Source organism: Collimonas antrihumi, assembly GCF_018304965.1.
GTDB classification, from domain to species: Bacteria; Pseudomonadota; Gammaproteobacteria; order Burkholderiales; family Burkholderiaceae_D; genus Collimonas; species Collimonas antrihumi.
Map to the genome: position 1 here is coordinate 105,722 of NZ_JAGQED010000004.1, position 20,887 is coordinate 126,608.

The 20,887-nt window shown below is 44.1% G+C and carries 18 protein-coding genes; all 18 read left to right on the forward strand.

The features are described from left to right. Window positions 1-43 precede the first annotated feature (43 nt). The 18 genes from KHU29_RS05730 to KHU29_RS05815 all read left to right on the forward strand — a co-directional run bounded on the left by KHU29_RS05730 (window position 44) and on the right by KHU29_RS05815 (window position 20,885). Window positions 44-745, forward strand: a complete 702-nt coding sequence (locus tag KHU29_RS05730; protein ID WP_211451720.1) for a WbqC family protein — start codon at window positions 44-46, stop codon at window positions 743-745. Next, window positions 742-1,671: a glycosyltransferase family 2 protein gene (locus KHU29_RS05735; RefSeq protein ID WP_211451721.1), complete on the forward strand. Its 930-nt coding sequence runs from the start codon at window positions 742-744 to the stop codon at window positions 1,669-1,671. The genes KHU29_RS05730 and KHU29_RS05735 overlap by 4 nt, the downstream gene beginning before the upstream one ends. Then, window positions 1,652-2,287, forward strand: a complete 636-nt coding sequence (locus tag KHU29_RS05740) for a class I SAM-dependent methyltransferase (RefSeq protein ID WP_211451722.1) — start codon at window positions 1,652-1,654, stop codon at window positions 2,285-2,287. The genes KHU29_RS05735 and KHU29_RS05740 overlap by 20 nt, the downstream gene beginning before the upstream one ends. Beyond that, window positions 2,284-2,949: an acetyltransferase gene (locus tag KHU29_RS05745; protein WP_211451723.1), complete on the forward strand. Its 666-nt coding sequence runs from the start codon at window positions 2,284-2,286 to the stop codon at window positions 2,947-2,949. The genes KHU29_RS05740 and KHU29_RS05745 overlap by 4 nt, the downstream gene beginning before the upstream one ends. Next, window positions 2,946-3,866, forward strand: coding sequence for a glycoside hydrolase family protein (locus tag KHU29_RS05750; protein WP_211451724.1), 921 nt, complete (start codon window positions 2,946-2,948; stop codon window positions 3,864-3,866). The genes KHU29_RS05745 and KHU29_RS05750 overlap by 4 nt, the downstream gene beginning before the upstream one ends. After that, entirely contained in the window at window positions 3,866-4,240 is a 375-nt protein-coding gene (locus KHU29_RS05755; protein WP_211451725.1) for an EamA family transporter, read from the forward strand. The genes KHU29_RS05750 and KHU29_RS05755 overlap by 1 nt, the downstream gene beginning before the upstream one ends. A 280-nt stretch (window positions 4,241-4,520) precedes the next feature. Next, the gene (rffA, locus tag KHU29_RS05760; protein ID WP_211451919.1) at window positions 4,521-5,672 is read left to right on the forward strand and encodes a dTDP-4-amino-4,6-dideoxygalactose transaminase; all 1,152 of its coding nucleotides are present in this window, start codon (window positions 4,521-4,523) and stop codon (window positions 5,670-5,672) included. An 874-nt stretch (window positions 5,673-6,546) separates the two neighbouring features. Further along, window positions 6,547-8,238 carry a hypothetical protein gene (locus KHU29_RS05765; protein WP_211451726.1) on the forward strand — a complete coding sequence of 564 codons (1,692 nt, stop codon included), beginning with the start codon at window positions 6,547-6,549 and terminating at the stop codon, window positions 8,236-8,238. Window positions 8,239-8,954: 716 nt separating this feature from the next. Beyond that, the gene (locus KHU29_RS05770; RefSeq protein ID WP_211451727.1) at window positions 8,955-10,391 is read left to right on the forward strand and encodes an oligosaccharide flippase family protein; all 1,437 of its coding nucleotides are present in this window, start codon (window positions 8,955-8,957) and stop codon (window positions 10,389-10,391) included. Continuing rightward, window positions 10,388-11,623: an O-antigen ligase family protein gene (locus KHU29_RS05775; protein ID WP_211451729.1), complete on the forward strand. Its 1,236-nt coding sequence runs from the start codon at window positions 10,388-10,390 to the stop codon at window positions 11,621-11,623. The genes KHU29_RS05770 and KHU29_RS05775 overlap by 4 nt, the downstream gene beginning before the upstream one ends. Then, window positions 11,616-12,845 (forward strand): glycosyltransferase, encoded by a 1,230-nt coding sequence (locus KHU29_RS05780; protein ID WP_211451731.1) that lies wholly within the window; start codon window positions 11,616-11,618, stop codon window positions 12,843-12,845. The genes KHU29_RS05775 and KHU29_RS05780 overlap by 8 nt, the downstream gene beginning before the upstream one ends. Next, the gene (locus KHU29_RS05785; protein WP_211451733.1) at window positions 12,838-13,872 is read left to right on the forward strand and encodes a polysaccharide biosynthesis protein; all 1,035 of its coding nucleotides are present in this window, start codon (window positions 12,838-12,840) and stop codon (window positions 13,870-13,872) included. The genes KHU29_RS05780 and KHU29_RS05785 overlap by 8 nt, the downstream gene beginning before the upstream one ends. A 4-nt stretch (window positions 13,873-13,876) precedes the next feature. Then, window positions 13,877-14,983, forward strand: coding sequence for a UDP-2-acetamido-2,6-beta-L-arabino-hexul-4-ose reductase (gene wbjC / locus KHU29_RS05790; RefSeq protein ID WP_211451921.1), 1,107 nt, complete (start codon window positions 13,877-13,879; stop codon window positions 14,981-14,983). A 2-nt stretch (window positions 14,984-14,985) separates the two neighbouring features. Then, entirely contained in the window at window positions 14,986-16,119 is a 1,134-nt protein-coding gene (wecB, locus tag KHU29_RS05795) for a non-hydrolyzing UDP-N-acetylglucosamine 2-epimerase (RefSeq protein ID WP_211451735.1), read from the forward strand. A gap of 8 nt (window positions 16,120-16,127) precedes the next feature. After that, complete coding sequence (locus KHU29_RS05800) at window positions 16,128-17,372, forward strand: glycosyltransferase family 4 protein (protein WP_211451737.1); 1,245 nt, start codon at window positions 16,128-16,130, stop codon at window positions 17,370-17,372. Further along, on the forward strand, window positions 17,365-18,303 hold the full coding sequence (locus KHU29_RS05805) for a UDP-glucose 4-epimerase family protein (protein ID WP_211451739.1): 939 nt from the start codon (window positions 17,365-17,367) through the stop codon (window positions 18,301-18,303). The genes KHU29_RS05800 and KHU29_RS05805 overlap by 8 nt, the downstream gene beginning before the upstream one ends. 10 nt (window positions 18,304-18,313) lie before the next feature. After that, window positions 18,314-18,874, forward strand: a complete 561-nt coding sequence (locus KHU29_RS05810) for a sugar transferase (RefSeq protein WP_211451741.1) — start codon at window positions 18,314-18,316, stop codon at window positions 18,872-18,874. 76 nt (window positions 18,875-18,950) lie between these two features. Next, window positions 18,951-20,885: a polysaccharide biosynthesis protein gene (locus KHU29_RS05815; protein WP_211451743.1), complete on the forward strand. Its 1,935-nt coding sequence runs from the start codon at window positions 18,951-18,953 to the stop codon at window positions 20,883-20,885. The last annotated feature ends 2 nt before the right edge of the window (window positions 20,886-20,887 follow it).

Consider the following 20,887-nt stretch of genomic DNA (forward strand, 5'->3'; position numbering starts at 1 on the left):
ATTAGATGTGAGTAAATAAATTTATGGGTATCTAAGTGAAGTAATGCCAAATAAAAAAATCGCCATTGTGCAGTCTAACTACATCCCCTGGAAGGGCTACTTTGACATGATCGCCGCTGTGGATGAGTTCATTCTGTACGACGACATGCAATATACCCGGCGCGACTGGCGCAACCGCAATCAGATTAAAACACCACAAGGGCAGCAATGGGTCACCGTTCCTGTCAAGGTGAAGGGAAAATACCTCCAGACCATCCGTGAAACGGAAATCGATGGTGCCGACTGGGCAGACGCACACTGGAAGGCTGTCGCGCAGAACTACCGCCGCGCGCCGCATTTCGAAGAAGTTGCAGCCTTGTTCGAACCGCTTTACCGGGGACGCCAGTACACCCATTTATCCGCGCTTAACCGCGCGTTAATTGAGGCAGTGTGTGCTTACCTGGGCATCACCACCAAAATTAGCAACTCTTGGGATTACGTCTTAATCGAGGGTAAGACCGAGCGCCTCGCCGATCTTTGTGCGCAGGCAATGGGCTCGGAATATATTTCAGGCCCTGCCGCCAGGGATTACATTGAAGAGCACCTCTTTGTCGAGCGTGGCATCAAGCTCGGCTGGTTCGACTACGCCGGCTATCCGGAATACCCGCAACTCTGGGGTGATTTCACCCACGGCGTTACCATCCTCGATTTGCTGTTCAATTGCGGCAAGGATGCGTCGCGTTATATGAGGAATGTCCGGTCGTGAAACTGTCCATCGTCGCTACCCTTTATCAGTCTGCACAATATCTGGAGGAGTTTTGCCGCCGCGCAGGTGCTGCGGCGTCTCAGCTCGTTGACGAGGACTATGAAATCGTCTTGGTCAATGACGGTTCACCCGACGACAGCCTTGAGTTGGCTGTTCGCCTCTGTGAATTAGACCCGCATGTGGTGGTGGTCGATCTCTCCCGCAATTTTGGCCACCACAAGGCCATGATGACTGGGCTGGCGCATGCCCGTGGCGAACATATTTTTCTGATCGACAGCGACCTCGAAGAAGAACCTGAGTGGCTGCCGAACTTCTCTGAGAAAATGGCACGAGAGCGCTGTGATGTCGTGTATGGCGTTCAGGAGCAGCGCAAAGGCGGCATTTTCGAGCGTTTGAGCGGTCAATGGTTTTATCGAATCTTCGAGGCACTGACCGGTATTGCACTACCAGAAAACGTCGTCACCGCTAGACTGATGACTCGCCGCTATGTCGATGCTCTGCTGCGTCATGACGAGCGCGAGGTTTTCATGGCGGGTCTTTGGCATATCACTGGTTTTGATCAACGTCCGCAAACCATCAAGAAACATAGCACGAGCGAAACGACTTACACCTTCCGTCGTAAGATGTCGCTCCTGGTGAACTCCGTCACATCATTCAGCAATGCACCTCTGATCGGTATTTTTTACATCGGCGTGACTATCTCCCTCTTGGCAGGGGCTTACACAACCTACCTCTTGGGCCATTGGCTGTTTCTTGCCAAACCCCTCAGTGGCTGGACCTCGGTTATGGCCTCGATCTGGCTGTTGGGAGGTTTGGTCATTTCCTTCATCGGCATCGTTGGTATCTATCTCTCCAAGATTTTCTCGGAGACTAAACGACGCCCTTACACCATCGTGCGACAGGTTTATGGAAAACAAGACAACTGACATTCTGGCCGAGGTGGCCGACTACTACTCCGCCAAGCTGGCCGAGCATGGCGAGACTCCGCGCGGCGTCGATTGGAACGGCGAAGAAAGCCAGGAACTGCGCTTCGATCAACTGGCGCAGGTCATTCCGCAGTTGACAGGCTTTTCACTCAACGATCTGGGATGTGGTTACGGCGCCCTGTTCGACTATTTGAACTCGCGCTGCCGGGACTTTGCTTATAGTGGCAGTGACGTATCCGCTGGCATGATTCGCGCTGCGCAGGATCGCCACTCCAACAGACTCAACGCCCGTTTTGCTGTTGCTGCCGAACCACCGGATGTGGCGGACTACGGTATCGCTAGCGGTATCTTCAATGTCCGGCTTGGGCGTAGTGACGCCGAATGGTACAACTATCTGGAGGCCACCCTTGATTTGTTGAACCGTACCAGTCGGCTGGGATTTGCCTTCAACTGTCTGACCTCCTACTCGGATTCGGACAAGATGCGGAACTACCTTTACTACGCAGATCCTTGCGTTTTGTTCGATCTGTGCAAGCGACGTTATTCACGCCACGTGGCATTACTACACGACTATGGTCTTTACGAATTCACGATCCTAGTGAAAAAACATCCATGAAAAAGCCCCTGGTCATTTTCGGTTTGGGCGAGATTGCTCAACTGGCGCACTACTATTTCTCCACGGACTCGAACTACGAAGTCGTGGCCTTCACGGTGGATGCGGCCTACATCACCGCGACCGAGTTTTGCGGACTACCCGCTGTGCCGTTTGAAGAACTTGCAAACCTCTATTCGACCGATACGCACGAAATCTTCGTCGCCCTGAGTTATTCCAAGCTTAACCAGTTGCGCAAGGAAAAATTCCTCGCTGCAAAGGCGTTGGGTTACCGAATCGCCAGCTATGTCAGTTCCCGCGCCACGGTGCTCAACGATGGCAGAATTGGCGATAACTGCTTTATCCTTGAAGACAACACCATTCAGCCGTTCGTCACCATTGGCAATAACGTGACACTATGGAGCGGCAACCATATCGGTCATCACTCGATCATTCACGATCACTGCTTCATTGCGTCGCATGTGGTGATTTCCGGAGGCGTTGATCTCGGTGAATCTTGCTTTATCGGCGTCAATGCCACATTGCGCGACCATATCAGGGTCGGTGAAAAATGCGTAGTAGGGGCCAGCGTCCTGCTGCTAGCTGATGCAGAGCCTGAGGGCGTTTATATCGGTATTGCGACAGAGCGCTCCAAAGTGCCAAGTACGAAATTGAGAAAAATATGAGCGTCCATTTAAAATGGCGAAAGCTCGGACTAATTTTTTGCCCATCCGGTGAAACCGACTGGATGCAATCGCATGCGGCGGTTCCGATTGCCGAGAGTTTAGGTGAAAACTTATTCAAGATTTATTTTAGCTCACGCGATAAGTTTAATAGGAGCTATACGGGCTATGTGATAGTCGACATTGATCGTCCCAATCAGATTCTTGACCTGTCTACTAAAGCGGTTCTAGTTCCAGGAGAGCTTGGTGAGTTTGATGATAGTGGTGCAATGGCAACTTGGCTTACCTTGCATCACGGCAAAAAATCTCTTTATTACATCGGATGGAATCTGGGTGTAACCGTTCCTTTCCGTAACTCAATAGGCTTATCCGTCAGCACCCAAGGTGATGGGTTTACTCGTTACTCAAATGGGCCAATCATTGACCGCTCTGTGCACGAGCCTCATTTCAGCGCGAGCTGTTGCGTTTTGCCGGGAGATGAGTTTTGGCGTATGTGGTACCTGTCATGTACAGGTTGGAGAATGCGCGAAGGTAAACCTGAGCACAAATATCACATAAAGTATGCTGAATCTCCCGATGGAATAAGCTGGCGAAGAGATGGGATTGTTGCCATCGATTTTGCAAATGATCAGGAATACGCAATCTCTCGGCCGTCGGTGATTCATGACGGTGACCGTTGGAGGATGTGGTACTCCTTTCGTGGCCGGTCTTATCGTATTGGATATGCAGAGTCTTATGATGGACGACAGTGGAAACGGCTTGACAGTCAGGTAGGCATCGACGTTTCCCCTACTGGGTGGGATTCGGAGATGATCGAATACCCGTTTGTTTTCGACCACGAAGGAAGTCGCTACATGCTATACAACGGCAATGGTTACGGCCGAACGGGCTTTGGCCTAGCAGTATTGGAGCACAGTTAATGGCGCGCTTTATCGATTATTTCTATATTTTGGCAACGATAGCTTTCACGGTTTACGGGCAACTGATTCTTAAGTGGCGTATCGGACAACTGGGGCCGCTTCCGGCAGACTTGCTGGAGAAACTGAAATTCTTGATTTCGCTCCTCCTCGACCCGGCGATCTTTTCTGGCTTTGCCGCGGCATTCCTGGCTTCGCTTGCATGGATGGCTGCAATGACAAAGTTTGATCTGAGTCATGCTTACCCATTCATGAGTTTGAATTTCGTAGTAGTGCTTCTGCTCAGTGGGTGGCTCTTGAGCGAACCGTTGACGCTTCAAAAAGCGGTGGGCGTGGGATTGATTGTATTGGGAACGGTGGTGGCAGCCCGCGGTTAACTCTCTGATTGATAGCGGTGGTCATCCAATATGTGGTTGCTCACAGTTCCGATTGCTACGGCAGCGATATGTTTATTTTTTGAGTCACGGCGGTAGATCATGGTGCCGAGCGTTTTCCACGGTTTTGAGTAGTCGGTGGCGGAGTGCCAGCCGATTGATTATCTAAAAAATTGTACTAATACACCATTTTTATATGGTGCCATTTGATGTTTTGTTTGCCCAGATGCCGAATTGCGAGTCGCTCGACTGTCTCGCTGGCTGGGCACCGAGATTTGAAGACCTGGGAGGTGTGGTGAGTAATGAAAAAATCCGGTTCAATCGGCCGTATATGACCGGCAAGGAGCAGCAATACATTACCGAGGCCAAGTTTGGGAACATGCTGGCTGGCGATGGTCCGTTCACGAAGCGTTGTCATCGCTGGATTGAAGAAAAGACTGGCTGTGCCAAGGCGCTACTTACTCATTCCTGTACAGCTGCACTCGAAATGGCTGCATTGCTGCTGGATATCAAGCCAGGTGACGAAGTCATCATGCCTTCCTATACCTTTGCGTCCACCGCCAACGCGTTTGCCTTGCGCGGGGGAATACCGGTGTTTGTAGATATTCGGGAAGATACGCTGAATTTGGATGAGCGGTTGATTGAAGCGGCCATTACTCCACGCACGAAAGCAATCGTGCCAGTGCATTATGCCGGAGTGGCATGTGAAATGGACTCCATCATCGACATTGCACGTCGGCACGGACTGGTGGTGGTGGAAGATGCTGCCCAAGGTGTTATGGCGAGCTACAAGGGACGCGCACTAGGTAGTATTGGAGACTTGGGAGCCTTCAGTTTTCATGAGACCAAGAACGTGATTTCCGGTGAGGGTGGTGCACTGCTGGTGAACGCCCCCGAACTGGCGTTGCGTGCTGAGATCATTCGAGAAAAAGGCACTGATCGAGGCCGCTTCTTTCGGGGCGAAGTGGACAAATACACTTGGCAAGAGGTAGGCTCGTCCTTCCTGCCTGGCGAGCTCATTGCCGCTTTCCTGTGGGCTCAATTGGAAGAGGCGCACGCTATCACGGTCCGGCGCTTAGCTAGCTGGGAATACTATCACGCAGCACTTGCTTCGCTTGAGACTAAAGGTGTATTGCGTCGGCCCATAATCCCCGAGGACTGTCAGCACAACGCGCATATGTACTATGTGCTGCTTGCTCCTGAGGTAGACCGGCAAGCGATGTTGGATGAAATGAAGCGAAATGGGATTTATTCGGTGTTTCACTATGTGCCGCTGCATAGTTCGCCGGCAGGCAGCAGATTAGGAAAAACGATTGGAGATATGGCGGTAACAAATTCAACCAGTGAACGATTGATGCGTCTTCCACTGTGGGTTGGATTGTCTGAGTCTAATATAGATACAGTAACAAATACCATCAAAAAGATATTGGCGTGACCACGGTAGTACAGTGAAGGGGGGAGAATCACCGATTAAATGTAGTAGTTCTGAGATCCCCTTCAAATTCAGTCTTCCATCGCTACCATAAAATAGCGGTACTTTGGACGAATTAAAAATGAAGAGCTTACGGAAGCCAACATACACAACTGTCAAGTAGCTTGCCATTAAACGCATTTCTGACGGGCACGCGATTGCGACGGCAAAGGAGCTTGGTCTGAGGGATCCGGCATTGCGCAATGGGATCAAGGCTGGGGGGGCGAAGGTAAGCTCGCAGGTGCCGGCAGCACGGTGGTTACTCCTGAAGGGGGGAGAGCGAAATTATAAAAAAGTAGTGGCTGTTTTAGAGCAGTGTGGTTGGAAATAGTGCATCGGAACTGGAGACCGTATACGCAGCGTTTTACCGGATATATGTGTGTTCGCCGGATATATGCGTTCACCGGATATGTCTGTATTGCATTTCTCTTATGTGGTACCGATCTGGTCAGGTTTTTTATTTCTCGCTCCAATGAAAAAAGTATGATAAGAGGATTAATAGATTGTCAGTGTATTTCATCAAATCGAAAAAACGAATCACGCAACGTTTGACAAGCGATTATTTCAGCGAGGATGCAGAATTGAATATCATATTTTTATTTTAATTTCTCGATAAAAAGTAATGTTTCAGCAGTACGCTGATCGTTTGCTACATTCCCCTGATGTACGTATTAATGTTATTATTTTTTTAAATTAATTTTAAAATAAGAAATATTTATTTTCTATTTTATCTTTCGCATAAAAAAATAACCCATATATATTCACGTCGCTAGTGAATATGTGGTGATTATATTTTTATTCCGAATTTATTTATAGTTATATTCATGAATATTGCCGAATGCACATTAAATCCCCTTCTCTATATCTGCAGGTAGTACTACGGATTATCATCGCCACTGTAATATTGACATTTTCCCTTGGGTTGTTGGTTCCAATATATTCGGATGAAATAGCCATTCATTTGGCAAAGTCACGATTTTTTTTCGAAAATGGCTTACTTATTAATTTGTTTCCGCAGTGCAATAATTATTTAACTGCTCAAATTCCTTTTACCTGGTATCCAGCGGCTATATTTTATGGGGTGGTTTATGGCATTCCCTATTCCGGTTTTGGCGGACTTGGTTTGCGTTTGATAGGAGTTGTTCTTGGACTATGCTGGCTATTTATTCTGTGGGTTTGGGTTGGAAAATTGGTTCAAGGAACCGTAGCCAGAATCGTCGTGCGGACATTGGTTATTTCTTTTAATGGGCTTGGGGTACTGCCGTTCGTTCTAATTTTAGCGCGATCTGAGCAAGTACTTTTACTGTGTTTGGCTCTATATTGCATGTTTTCATTATTTTGGCGGATGGGAGATTCTGAGAGCATTCGTGTAAAGGTTTTGAAAATATTTTTATTTATCTTGTTGACATCAGTTTTTTATTACACACACCCTAAAGCCATATTTTTTTTTCCTCTTGTGATTGTTTCTGCATTTCTGATTTTTCAAAAAGGAAAATTTTATATAAACTTTTTGATCGCAATTTTAATCGGACTAGCGACTTATCAAGGATTGCAACAAGCCAAAAATATTGCCTCTGACTGTAGAGAGGCACCTCTTGTAGCCCATGCGCTGGCAAATAACACGCTGGATCTTCATCAATTTTTCGAGAATCGTACCGAGTTCTTTCAACACGCTTCGGATAATCTCCGTTCTTCTTTGTGGCAAGTGCTTGATAAGGTACCTTTCCGTAACTCATATCAGTCGGGCTGGCTCCCACCTTCGAAGAATCAACAAATTGGTGTCGGAATTCAATTTTTTGGTGACCTGATTCAAAAAAGTCTGTTTTTATTTTGTATTGGGCTGATAGGTGTATTTATTGTTCAATTGATTCAACAAGCACTTAGTCGTCGCATTCGTCCAAAAGCGTTATTAGCATCTGCGATAGTTTTCGGTTTGCTAGTTCATGGCACGATATATAACATGAGCACCTGGCATTTCTATACTCCAGGATTGATTGTTCCCATATTCATATTGTTTTTCCTGCTTCTACTTCCAGATAATATCGAACCAAATGCGAAATGGGTATTTGCAAGTTATGGCCTTGCTGCTTACTGGATGGCATTGGCATTAGTTAGCATGGGTATCCTGTTGTATCTAACATTGCCACGTCTTATTGAAATAGCCGATGATGATAAATACTTGATTTCTGACCAACCCCTTTCAGTACCGATTTTCCTTGGCGAAAGACGTAGAGAAGAATTGCTGTCTCTTGCTCGCAGGTGTGATATTGACCCGATTCACACTGAGCGTCTTGTGGTTGATGGCGTCGCATATCTGGAACTTAAAAATCAGAGAGAACCAATCAATGTGCTCTATGTGTCTGACTATGGTTTTGGCATGGACGTCAGTCGCAATCTTGGGGCTTATTTAGCACGAATGAATAGCGATGGCGTTCTGTCAAGATGTGATTATTTGCCAGAAATGATGCGTAAAAATGCAATTACGTCTGGCGGTATGTGTTGCATTTCAAGACGTACATGGTCTAAATGATTTCTCGAGCTTAAACTGCGGTGGCTTGAATCTGTCGACGTATAAGATGATCGACGCCCTCGATTATTTCGAGAAAGCCGAAGCGGCCGCAAATCGTTTATTGAACTTGGAGTACATCACGAAAAAATTGGATGATGCAAATTTACTGCCGACGAACGGGGCAGTCAGACTGCACGCGATACCCATCCCGGACCTAAACCTGCGTGTATGCCGGACCTACCGGTGACGGGGTAAAAACGCAAAATTATTATGCTTCTACCCCCCCCTGTGTAGCGAGTTGTGCCTGATTAAGAGGCAAAATGGCAGGCAATTTGAACTTTCCCGATTGTGGGCCTCAAACCACCACGCTGCAACATGCTTATAGTTTGATCAGTTCGGGGAGAGTTGGAGGTAAGAGTACTCTGCGCTATCACTTATGTTGTTCACAAACCAGGCAACCTGGCTCGAATAAACCAAGGGAGCGTTGTCCGTTTGCAAAAAATTGCTGCAATGAGGGGGAGCCCAGATTATTCGGTGATAATAAAATGATAATTTTATTTGATAATGCTATTTGATAGTCATCTGACATGTATTGTGAATCTGTTAGCCAAGGCTGCGTGTTCAAGTTATATCTTGAAAAATAGGATTCTTTCGAAGATCGTCGAGTTGGTTGCAGTCATGACGGTTGGAAGTGAATGTGTAATTTTAACTATTTAATAATGTGAAATTTGCGGAATATGCCTTACAAAGCTCTTTTAAAAGATTCGTTGCTTTACATCCCGGCAAAGGTTTTACCGGCTATAACGGTAATGTTTTTCATTTCATTTCTGTTTCGAAATTTATCATCTTATGACTATATCAGTTACTCTGTAATCGTGACAACAGCATTAATTTCTACCCAATTATCTACCGGATGGATAGCCAATTCAATATTGTATTATCTTCCTCAGAAAGAAAATAAGAGTAAATTTTTAGCTGATGCATTGTGTGTGATGACTTGTGCTGGAGGAATCGGATTAATTTTTGGTTCATTAATAATTGGAATTCAAAATAATTATCATCTAGTAGTTATTTTTTCATCGCTTCTTATTGTCGGTCAAATTTTATTTTACACGTTGTCATCCGTATACCAATCAAATCGCAAGATCGAAATTCAATTGAAGGCAACCGTAATTCAATGCGTAGTTCAGGCAATTTTATTGTTGATGTTATTTTTGAACGATAGTAAAAATGTGCAAAGTGCACTTCTTTCTTTCGGATTAGGATTTTTGTTTTCGTCGATATATTATTTAATTAAACTTAAAGACATATACGCAATAGAATTTCGCGCGGTTGGCGAGGGCGTGAGAAATTTAAAGAGTACAAATATTAAAGAAATTGTCAGATATGGAGCTCCGCTGGGAGTTTGGACATGTGCAATGCTGATGATAAATTCTGTTGACAGATTTTTTTTGAAAAACATAGCTGATGGAGTCGTTGCCGCGAGCTACCTTTCGTCTAAAGACTTGCTCGTAGGAGCGTCTGGATTGATTACTATGCCTCTGCTGATGGCATCGCATCCTCGAATACTCATGAAGGTATTCGAGAATAAACAGGAAGATGCGGAAAAAATAATTAGAAATAACATTAAAATATTAACGATCTTATTCTCGATATATTTCACATTACTTCAGTTTTCTGGATTGTTTTTTCTAAAATTAATGTTTGGAAATAAATATTTAATGAATATAGATGTTTTGTTGATTGTTTTGTTTGGAATATATTTTTCATGCATATCGATTTACGCACAAAAAGGTCTTGAGGTTGGAAAGAAAACCAGCTTGATGGCCATTATGGCTGGATTTTCTGCAATGATTGCAGTTGTTTTGAATTTGATATTGGTTCCTAGATTTGGCATTTTAGGGGCAGCAATTGGCTTCTCTTTGTCAAATCTTTTTTATTTGTTATGTATTTTAATAAATCCAAACAAAGGCTTGCGAATAATAATAATCCCTGTTGATTTAGTTTATCCAGTATTAATTTGGCTCGTTGGTGTCTCGATTAATATTGTTCTTAAAGGGATGTTTCATGAAAGTGAATCATACTGGGTGAGAGGGATTTGGTTAGCGCTCTTCATGTCAGTCATCGGCGTGACTGCTATAATGTACTATAGGAAAGAAAAAACTACAGCATGATGGCAATAAAAAAAATATGGATTTACCTTGCGGTATTGACTCTGTGTCTGCCATTGACAATTTTTTCTTTTAATGGTGTAGATCTTCCTCTTTCCGATTTAATTTGTGTTGTTGGAATTTTTTTATCAATTAAATATGCCAATTTTCTATTTACAAAATTATTATATTTGGCAATAGGTTTGTCATTAATATCTTCTTTATTTGTTGCTATATTTATTGCGCAAGATTTCGATTTTAGACCACTCTATTCAATAATATATTTCTTTAAGCCATATTTTTCTATATTCGTTGCTTTTTACGTGATTCGAACAAAAAATGATTTTAATATATTTTGTAAATCCACCGGATATTTTGTATTTTTTGCATTATTTCCAATTATATGTTCGATCTTTTTTTTGCATAACGGTTTAGTGCGTAATGAGAGTGATCTCAATGGTGAAATTTTTGGCTTGCCTTTATATGGTTCTTACGGCGTAAATTCTTTGGCCGTTTATTATTTATTATTGTATTTCTTAATTTTATTTTTAAAATATATAGATGAAGATTTAGGAAATTACCTAAAAATAATTCGCCTTATTAGTTTGTGTATTTTATCGTATCTGATATTTTTTTCTCTTTCCAGAGAAGCCATTCTGGGATTTGCCGCCTTAATTATTTGGTATTTTTTGCAGAATAATTCTGGCCATATTAAAAAAATTATGATAGGCTTAATCGCAATAGCTGGGCTCTTATTTGTGCTATCGCTAGATTCCACTTCAGATATGTGGCAAAGCAAAACAGATCAAATTGTTGAATCAATTCAGCAAGGTGATCTTGATCGGTTATCTAGTGGTAGGATAGGTTTGTATCTCGTCGCATTGAATCAATTTTCACACAATATTATATTTGGAAATGGCTTTCATGGATTCCAACTTTATACAGACACGATTGAAGGATTTGATACTGTAGAGGGTTTAAGTCCTCATAATCAATATATAACAACAATCTGGAAAATGGGATTGCTTGCCGCTATTCCATATTTTTTAGCTTTAATAACCTTATACAAAATGACTACCCCTCTAAGAGGGACCGTAAAATATAAATTTATATCTATATTGTTATTTGTGGTGTTTTTTATATTGGCAAACGTCTGGGATGTATTGATAATCCCGAATTTTTCTGCCTTATTGTTTTTTTTCTGGGGGGCAATTATAAAATCGGCCTCCGTCGAAAAATTTAAAAAAAATGAATAAATACAGTTTTTTACAAATTGGTTTTTTTGTAGGCGATGATGATTTCAAGGAAAATACAAAAAATGATATTTACCCTCAAGTAGCAGCCAGAAAATTAGAGGGGCGATTTGTTGATGGTTTTAAAAAAAATAATATATTTTTAACCTTACTGTCATTTTTTCCGGCTTCAAACTTCCCTGGGAATAAGAGGGTTTTTTTTGGCTACAAGTGTGGAATCGCTAACGGGATATTAAATTATTCATATCCTTTTATTAATATAATCGGAATTAAACATATAACAAGATTTTTTTCCTGTCTTCTATTTCTTGCTCTTTGGCATTTTGAAAATAGAAATTCAATTAAGAAAATTGTTATTTACTCGGTTCACAGCCCATTTGTATTGGCAGCACTTATCTTTAAATTTCTATTTCATACCTCGACATATGTGATAATTCCTGATTTGCCGACACATATGAATTTTGGTGGGAAGAGAAGCAAGATATGGGGCCTTTTGAAGAAGCTTGATTCAAAATTCATCGATTTTTTGATTTCTCGAACCTCTGGAATTTCTGTGGTGAGTAGAAGTATGGTTGTTGAAAATGTAAAGTGGCGCACTCTCCCTTATCTGGTGATCGAGGGCATGATTGATGCTAGCGCAGGAGCCATAGCAAAAAATATTGTCGAAAAGAAAGTGTTTTTCTACGCTGGAGGATTGAATGCCGAATATGGTGTCCAATCCCTTTTATCTGCATTTCAAGTGTTATCTGAAGTTGACGAAGATGTCGAACTTTGGCTTTGTGGTAAAGGTGAGTTGGTTTCTGATATTGAAATATTGACAAATAAATATAAAAATATTAGATATTTTGGATATTTATCTCAACCTGATATCGATAGATTAATGGGCGACGTTTTTTGCTTGATGAATTGCAGAAATCCAAATGATGATTTTGTTAAGTATTCGTTTCCATCCAAGTTACTTGAGTATCTCGTTTCTGGGATACCTATTCTGACCACTAAACTTCCTGGTGTACCAAATGAATATGATGAGTATTTAAATTATCTAGATGGTTCTGACTCTGGCTGTATTGTTGAGGGTGTTATGAAAATCCTACAACAGAATGACGAATATTTGCTGCAAAAAGCGAGCCGTGGCAGAGATTTTGTTCTTTCAAAAAAAAATTCAAAAATTCAAATTTCTAAATTTATAGATTTAATTATTGGCAAGGATGATAAATATGTTTGAGCATAAAGTTTTACTTATTACCGGTGGTACTGGCTCCTTCGGGAATGCCGTATTGAAGCGGTTTTTAAATACTGACATTGGTGAGATTCGCATATTTAGTCGCGATGAGAAGAAACAAGATGATATGCGGAAAAAATATAATAGTCCTAAATTGAAGTTCTACATTGGGGATGTACGCGATTATCAGAGCGTCCTGAATGCTACGCGTGGAGTGGATTACATTTTTCATGCGGCTGCGCTCAAACAGGTGCCCTCTTGTGAATTCCATCCGATGGAAGCGGTGAAGACGAATATTATAGGTACAGATAATCTTCTCGAGGCGGCAATTCAGAATAGTGTCCGTCGAGTAGTGTGCTTGAGTACCGACAAAGCGGCATACCCCATCAATGCTATGGGTATCTCCAAGGCGATGATGGAAAAAGTCATGGTCGCAAAGTCACGCAATGTGGATGATGCCAAAACCGTTATTTGCGGTACGCGTTACGGTAACGTGATGGCATCACGCGGTTCTGTGATTCCATTGTTCGTGGATCAGGTACGAGCGGGGCAGCCCATTACAATCACCGATCCGGCTATGACGCGCTTTATGATGACGTTGGAAGATGCTGTTGATTTGGTGTTGTATGCCTTTGAGCACGGTACCAACGGTGATATTTTCGTCCAAAAAGCTCCTGCAGCAACGGTTGCAGTCTTAGTGGACGCTTTATTGTCGGTAATGAATAAAGCGTCACATCCAGTAAACATCATCGGTACTCGTCATGGCGAGAAACTGTATGAGACTTTATTAAGCCGAGAGGAAATGGCGGCCGCGGAGGACCGCGGCGGCTATTTCCGCGTACCACCGGATTTGCGCGATCTGAATTATGGCAAATTTGTGGAAGAGGGCGAGCAAAAAATCTCCAATTGCGATGACTATAACTCGCATAACACTGAGCGCCTGGACGCCGCTGGTATGCAGGCGTTGCTCATGAAACTGGACTTTATTCGTGCCATAGAGCGCGGCGAGAACGCTGTCGCGGAAGGGTGACTTGATGAAGGTGCTAGTGACAGGGGCTAATGGCTTCATTGGCAAAAATTTGCTGATTCACCTACGTGAACGGACGGACGTTGAGGTCGTCACGTTTTTGAAGGGAGATTCTCTTGAAGCACTGGCCGAGAAAGTGGCTACGGCAGATTTTATTTTTCACCTTGCCGGGATTAATCGCCCGCTAACGGAAGAAGAGTTCACCGAGGGTAATGTTGATTTGACGCGAGCTTTGTGTGACGCGGTGCAGACCAATGGCCGGTCAGTGCCGATTGTTTATACATCCTCCATCCAGGCGAACCGCAACAATGCTTACGGCACCAGCAAGCGTATGGCTGAGGAAGCTCTGCGCGTACTTAGTACAGCGACCGGTGCGCCCACCTATATTTACCGTTTGCCTAACGTATTCGGTAAATGGTGCCGACCTAATTACAATTCTGCGGTGGCGACCTTCTGTCACAATATCGTTCACGATTTACCCATACAGATCAATGACCCCGGGGCCGAAATCCGGTTGGTCTATGTGGATGATGTTATCGCCGATTTTTTGCGTGTTATGGATAGCCGGCCGCAAAGCGAAGATTGCGAAGACGTGCAACCGGTCTACAGCATAACGGTTGGCGACTTGGCGGAGCAGTTGCGTGCATTCAAGGAAAGCAGGAAATCGCTCGTGATTGAGCCGGTTGGCGCAGGCTTAACGCGGGCGCTGTATTCGACTTTCATCACCTATTTCACACCGGATCAGTTTGCTTATCCATTGACCAGACATGAAGATCCGCGCGGTGTCTTTGTCGAGATGTTGAAAACACATGATTCCGGTCAGTTTTCATACTTTACCGCGCACCCAGGTATCACGCGCGGCGGACATTATCACCATACGAAGACTGAGAAATTCTTGGTCATAAAGGGCGAAGCGTGTTTCCGCTTCCGTCATATTGATACTGGCGCGACCCATGAGCATCATACTAGCGCCAGCTCGCCCGAGGTGGTGGAGACCATTCCAGGTTGGTCACACGACATCACAAATACCGGAGACGAGGAAATGATTGTCATGCTATGGGCGAACGAGATATTCGACCGCCAACATCCAGATACGATTACGTACAAGGTTTAACCATGAAAAAATTAAAAGTTATGACGGTCGTCGGAACGAGACCGGAAATTATCCGTTTGTCCCGCGTGATGGCGAAGTTGGATGAGTATTGCGATCACGTGATAGCACATACCGGACAAAACTACGATTACGAATTAAATGAGATTTTTTTCCAGGATCTGGAAGTTCGTAAGCCGGACCATTTCCTGAATGCCGCAGGTGCGAATGCCGCGGAGACTATCGGGAAAGTGATTATTGCCGTGGATGCCGTCCTCGCACAGGTCCAGCCTGACGCGTTGCTTATACTGGGAGATACCAATAGCTGCTTAGCGGCGATTCCCGCTAAACGTCGGAAAATTCCGATCTTTCATATGGAGGCAGGTAATCGCTGCTTTGATCAACGAGTGCCGGAAGAGACTAATCGCAAGATTGTTGATCACACCGCCGATATGAATTTGACATATAGCGCTATAGCCCGGGAATACCTTTTGCGAGAAGGCTTGCCACCTGATCGTATCATCAAGACAGGCAGCCCTATGTTTGAGGTGTTAAATCACTACAAGGCAGGGATCGATGCGTCGGATGCCGTGAGCCGCTTAGGATTGACGGAAGGCAAATATTTCGTCGTCAGCGCACATCGCGAGGAAAATATCGATTCGGACACCAATTTCGCTAAGTTGGTGAATACCTTAAATGCTGTCGCTGAGGCATATGGTGAGCCGGTCATCGTATCGACTCATCCTCGTACGCAAAAAAAGGTTGATGCAAAAGCTATTACCTTCCATCCGTTAGTCAGATTACTTAAACCGCTCGGGTTCAAGGATTATGTGAAGCTGCAAGCCTGTTCCCGGGCTGTCCTGTCTGATAGCGGTACGATAACGGAAGAGTCTTCCATCCTTAATTTCCCGGCGCTTAACATCCGTGAAGCGCACGAGCGGCCAGAAGGCATGGAAGAGGCCGCCGTTATGATGTCGGGGCTGGAAGTCGATCGTGTGTTGCAAAGTTTGAAGATATTGGAGAGTCAAAACCGCAGTGAAGAGCGAGATTTAAAGCTCGTAGCTGACTACAGCGTGCCGAACGTATCCGACAAAGTTGTGAGAATTATTCATAGCTATACCGATTATGTGAATCGTAAGGTATGGCACAAAGTAGGCTAATTTGAATTGTGAAAATACTAATTGTTAGCCAATATTTCTGGCCTGAGAATTTTCGCATTAATGATTTGGCGACGGCATTGGCAGGTCGAGGCCATGAAATTACTGTATTGACTGGATGGCCAAATTATCCCGAGGGGAAAATTTATGAAGATTTTGATAAACATCCCAAAAAATACGCAGATTTTAATGGTGTGAACGTAATACGGGTACCTTTAGCACCTCGAGGGCAAAGCGCGCTCCGACTGGTTGTTAATTATATTAGTTTCGTGTTTTCAGCATCACTTTTGGGTTCTTTAAAGTTGATTGGGAAGAAATACGATCTTATTTTTGTATATGAGCCGTCTCCCATTACTGTTGGCTTACCTGCAATTTTTCTGAAATTTATAAAAAAAACTCCAATTGCATTTTGGGTATTGGATTTGTGGCCAGAATCGCTTAGCGCAGTAGGTGTTGTGAAATCTAAAAGAGCACTTAATGCAGTTGGAATGTTGGTGAGATTTATTTACAAAAATTGTGACTTGATTCTGGCTCAATCTAAATCTTTCATAGGCGGTATTGAGAAATACTGTAACGAAAGCGACAAGATAAAATATTTCCCTAATTGGTCTGAGGATTTATTTAATAAAGAATTGGTTGTGATGGCTCCTGAAGTAGAAAAGAAGAAAGATGTATTTAATATATTGTTTTCAGGAAATATTGGCGATGCACAAGATTTTCCAACTATTTTAAGCGCGGCCGAATGTCTTCGTGATCGAAATGACATACGATGGATTATCGTCGGGGATGGACGGATGGCGGGTTGGGTCCGAGAACAGATAGAGAAAAGAAATTTGCAAAACAATGTAGTAATGACAGGTCGTTTTCCCTTGGAAAGAATGCCTTCTTTTTTTGCCCATGCTGACGCCTTGCTGGTGTCGCTTAAAGCGAATGATATCTTTGCCATGACGATTCCTGGAAAAGTACAAACTTATCTTTCGTCCGGATTGCCAATCGTCGGTGCGTTAGATGGTGAGGGGGCCGAGGTTGTACGCGAGGCGGGAGCTGGATTTACCTGTAATGCTGGTGATGCGGAAGGTTTGTCCATAGCCGTTGCCAAGATGGCAGCCTTAAGTGCTGAAAAACGCAATGTTATGGGCGCAGCTGGGAAAACTTATTATCTTGCACAATTTGAAAAGAAGCTTTTGATCGATAAACTAGAAAGTTATTTCTATAGCATGGATTTTAATAATAATATTGTAAAAAATAATGCATAAAATACTTGTTACGGGGGCAAATGGCTTTGTCGGGTCGGCGTTATGCGATGTATTAACTGATCGTGAAATACCATTTGTCGGATCTGTCCGGAAAAATGCGATGCAATCTCAATTTCAAGTCGGAAATTTGACGGGAACGATGGATTGGTCAGATGCGCTGTCCGGATGCGACGCAATTATCCATTTGGCAGCCCGTGTTCATGTAATGAGCGATAAAGTTAATGATCCTCTTGTTGCTTATCGCGAAGTCAATGTTGATGCCACAATGAATCTGGCTAGGCAGGCAGTTGAATCAGGCATCAAACGTTTTGTATTCGTTAGCAGTGTCAAGGTTAATGGCGAGGCGACGAAAGATCGGCCTTTTACTTCACTCGATGTACCCGCACCTGTTGACCCCTATGGGCAATCCAAGTTCGAGGCGGAATCAGCATTGCAAGAATTGTCGCGGCGGACCGGTATGGAGGTGGTGATTGTTAGGCCACCTCTGGTTTATGGGCCGGGTGTACGAGCCAATTTCCTCAGATTAATGCAATTGGTAAAACTTGGTTTGCCACTACCGTTTGGAAATATACAGAATCGTAGAAGCATGGTCGCTTTGGATAATTTAGTGGATTTACTGATCTTATGCGTACATCATCCTAAAGCTGCAGGACAGATTTTTATGGTATCCGACGACGACGATTTGAGTATTTCCAGCCTGATCGGCCGAATAGCGAAATCCATGGGTAAACATTTAATATTATTGCCAATTCCCTCTCGCTTGATTGAAGTGTGTGCGGGTATATTAGGTAAATCGGCAGTCGCTGATCGATTATTAGGATCGTTGCAGGTTGATATTTTGCATACCAAAGAGACTTTGAATTGGCAGCCTGTCATTAGTGCAGATGCAGCGATTCAGAAAACGGTATCGCATTTTCTCGGACAAGGGTAAGTGATTTCATATGAAGCGTATTTTTGACCTATTTTTAAGTCTTCTGTTATTGTTGATTTTTGCTTTTCCACTTTTGATTGTTGCTTTTTTCGTTAAATTAACATCGACTGGCCCAATTTTATATTGGTCTGATAGGGTCGGTCGAAATAACACTATTTTTTTGATGCCCAAGTTTCGCACAATGCTGGTCGAAACGCCTGCGGTGGCGACTCATTTGCTGGTCGACCCCGGCAAGTTTCTGACTCCAATTGGTTCCTTTTTGCGTAAATCGAGCCTGGACGAGTTACCGCAACTGTGGAGCATCATTAAAGGGGATATGAGTTTTGTTGGCCCAAGGCCCGCACTGTACAATCAAGATGACTTGATAGCGTTGCGCACTACATACGGTATTGAGCAGTTACTGCCAGGCTTGACGGGATGGGCGCAGATCAATGGGCGGGATGAATTGCCTATTCCGGAAAAAGTAAAGTTGGATGTTGAATATCTGCAGCGACAATCTTTTTTTCTTGATATGAAAATTATATTTCTCACCTTTTTGAAAGTTGTCCGAAGAGATGGAGTTACGCATTGATTGTCGGCGAAGGTCCAAAATTTTATTCCGAAGGTCGTTAAATTTTCTTATGGTCGCTAATCGCTGAATTATCCACATGATTCCTTTTTTAAGTCTATCGCGTCTTCATAAGCAAATAGTTGCAGCCTCTGCAGATATCATTCTGTTGCCATTAACGTTTTGTATGGCGATATGGTTACGTCACGACGGTCTTAATAGCTGGTTGTTGCATCAATATGGTTTATTGATCGTGGCGCTGCCTTTGATATCGATCCCTATTTTTATCAAGTTAGGACTGTACAGGGCTGTCATTCGCTTTATCGATCATAAGATTGTTTACGTTGTAGTGTTTGGTGTAACGTTATCGGTGATTGCGTTAGGCGCTCTTGGGACTTTTACGCAAACTGCTGGATATTCACGTGCAGTTTTTGGAATTTACTGGATTAGTGCGATCCTATATGTGACCGCAAGCCGCTTCCTGGCGCGAGGATACCTGCTGCACGCCAGCGGAATAGAGGGGGCTGTGCGAGTTGCGATTTATGGTGCCGGTCAGGCCGGTACACAGTTGGCGAGCGCACTTCGCGCGGGACATGAATATTTACCCGTTGTTTTCATCGATGACAAGAAGGAATTGAACAAGGCTTCCATCGCCGGCATCAAAGTCTATTCGGCCGACGATTTATCTAACCTGATTGCACGCTACAATTTCAAAGAGATTTTGCTGGCAATGCCATCCTTGAGTAAGCTTCAGCAGAAACATATTCTCGATAAATTAGAGCCACTCAAAGTCAAAATCAAGGTAACGCCGCCCATCAAAAGCCTGATTAACGGTGAGTTACGCGTGCAGGATATTCGCGAAGTCGAAATCGAGGATTTGCTGGGACGCGATCCGGTGGAACCAAATCCGGAATTGATTTCAGCATGTATTGTAGACAAATCAGTACTTGTAACTGGTGCAGGTGGCTCCATTGGATCAGAGCTTTGTCGTCAGATTATCCGGCAACGGCCTTCCCGGCTGATTTTGCTGGAAATGTCTGAATTCGGCTTGTACGCGATAGAGCAAGAACTAAGCGAATTGCAACGGCGTCTTGGTCTGAACATTGAATTACTGCCATTTCTAGGATCCGTACTGGAAACCGAAAAATGTACGCGTATCATGCGGACGTTTTCAGTTGAAACGGTATACCACGCTGCCGCTTACAAACACGTGCCTCTGGTTGAGCACAATCCGATCGAAGGTATCCGGAATAATGTGTTCGGTACGCTGAGCGTAGCCAAAGCTGCCATGGCTGCCGGCGTCAAATCATTCGTATTGATTTCCACGGACAAAGCAGTGCGGCCGACCAATGTAATGGGGTCAACCAAACGATTTGCCGAGTTGATTTTGCAAGCATTTTCACGAGCGCAAGTTAAAGGTGGGTCAACGACGAGATTTTGCATGGTGCGCTTTGGTAACGTACTCGGCTCATCAGGTTCGGTTGTTCCTTTGTTTCGTAAGCAGATCATGGCCGGTGGACCGATTACCTTGACCCACCCCGAAATCACCCGATATTTCATGACCATTCCCGAAGCGGCGCAACTGGTGCTGCAAGCAGGAGCGATGGGGCAGGGCGGAGATGTGTTTGTCCTGGACATGGGTGATCCGATAAAGATCATCGATCTGGCGACACGGATGGTGCATCTAAGTGGGCTGGACGTATTATCGGATGCAACGCCAGACGGTACGATAGAAATCAATCACGTAGGTTTACGTCCTGGTGAAAAATTATACGAAGAGTTGTTAATTGGCGAAAATGTCGAAGGCACAGAACATCCGCTGATCATGCGTGCGCAAGAAGTAGAGATACCGTGGGTGCTGTTGGAAGAGCTGTTGGGAAAATTGGAAGACGCGTGTTCCAGGTTTGCTTATGAGGAAGTGCGTGAATTACTGCTGCGTACAGTCGCCGAGTATGCACCACAATGTGGAATTGAAGATTTTATATGGCGCGCCAAACGTCGCTTGTCTGAGGTTGGTGATACGACGCTGCATTAATT